1 protein-coding gene is annotated in these 1960 nt (G+C 46.4%); it reads left to right on the forward strand.

Annotated elements, in window-relative coordinates:
* Nucleotides 1–1960, forward strand: a 1960-nt coding sequence (locus AC59IL_RS38840) for an HYR-like domain-containing protein (RefSeq protein WP_496557652.1), incomplete at both ends; no start/stop codon positions are given.

The raw sequence follows: 1960 nt of genomic DNA on the forward strand, positions 1-1960 counted from the left end.
CAACAGTTGCTTGTCCTTCAGGTGCCACTACACCTACGCCACCGTCAGTAACTGATAATTGTGGAAGAACACTGACTGTCAGTGCTCCTGTGGTGACTGGTAATCCGACTTGCGCAGGCGATATAGTTTATACCTTTACTTACACTGATTGCAACGGAACAACTTATACCTGGACACATACCACTACTGTATCTCCACCGGTTGTTGTAATGCCTGCGAATGCGACTTCAACTATTGCTTGTCCTTCTGCGGCATCGACGCCAACGCCACCGACTGTTACAGATAATTGCGGCAGAACACTGACTGTATCGGCACCTGTGGTGACAGGTAATCCTGCTTGTGCCGGAGATATAGTATATACCTTTACTTATACGGATTGCAGCGGCACTAATTATACCTGGACCCATACCACGACTGTTGCGCCGCCTGTTGTAGTTATGCCTGCGAATGCGACTTCAACTGTTGCTTGTCTTTCTGCGGCATCGACGCCAACGCCACCGACTGTTACAGATAATTGCGGCAGGACGCTGACTGTATCGGTGCCTGTTGTGACCGGTAATCCGGCTTGCGCAGGAGATATTGTTTACACCTTTACTTATACGGATTGCAGCGGCACTAATTATACCTGGACCCATACCACGACTGTTGCGCCGCCTGTTGTAGTTATGCCTGCGGCTACTACGTCAACGGTTGCCTGCCCATCAGCTGCTACCACACCAACTCCGCCAACTGTTTTTGACAATTGTGGCAGAACACTTACTGTATCAGCACCTATGGTAACTGGTAATCCAGCTTGTGCAGGGGATATTGTTTATACGTTCACTTACACTGATTGCAACGGCACCAATTACACCTGGACGCATACTACAACAGTTGCTCCACCGGTTGTAGTTATGCCTTCTACTACGACATCTACTGTGGCATGCCCGAGCGCTGCTACTACGCCAACACCACCAACAGTAACTGATAATTGCGGCAGAACACTTGCGATATCAGCTCCTGTGGTGACTGGTAATCCGACTTGCGCAGGAGATATAGTTTATACATTTACTTATACTGATTGTGCAGGTACAAATTATACCTGGACACATACCACGACTGTATCTCCACCGGTGGTTACAATGCCTGGCAATACCACTTCAGCGGTAGCTTGTGCTTCAGCTGCTGTTGCACCAACACCACCAACTGTAACTGATAATTGCGGCAGAACGCTTACTGTAAGTGCACCTGTGGTGACCGGTAATCCAACCTGTGCAGGTGATATAGTTTATACATTTACTTATACTGATTGCAATGGCACCAATTACACCTGGACGCATACCACGACAGTTGCACCTCCGGTAGTAACAATGCCTGTTAATAACACTTCGACAGTTGCATGTCCATCTGCAGCTACAACGCCAACTCCGCCGACCGTCACTGACAATTGCGGCAGAACACTGACTGTGTCGGCACCGGTTGTGACTGGTAATCCGGCTTGCGCAGGAGATATTGTTTATACATTTACTTATACAGATTGTGCAGGTAATAATTATATCTGGACGCACACCACTTCCGTATTGCCACCTGTGATAACAGTTGTTTGTCCGTCTAATCAGGCATTGTGTGAAAAGGCAGGGAATAATTATACTATTCCAGTTTTAGGGGCGTCAACGAATTGCAATGGAAATCTAACTATCAATTATGATATTACTGGTGCAACTAATCGTAGTGGATCCGGTAATGATGCAAGCGGAATGTATAATATTGGCCAATCAACAATAACATGGACAATAACAGATGGCTGTTCAACTACCACATGTGCCACTAATGTAGTTATTAGTCCTATTGCAAGGGGAACAGAGAATATTACAGTTTGTTCTAATCAATTACCATATTTGTGGCATAGCAAGAGTTTTAACTCGGCTGGGACTTATGAGGATACACTAATAAATGCTGCCGGTTGCGACTCGATTGTGAC

It is taken from the genome of Niastella sp. sgz303648 (genome assembly GCF_059587045.1).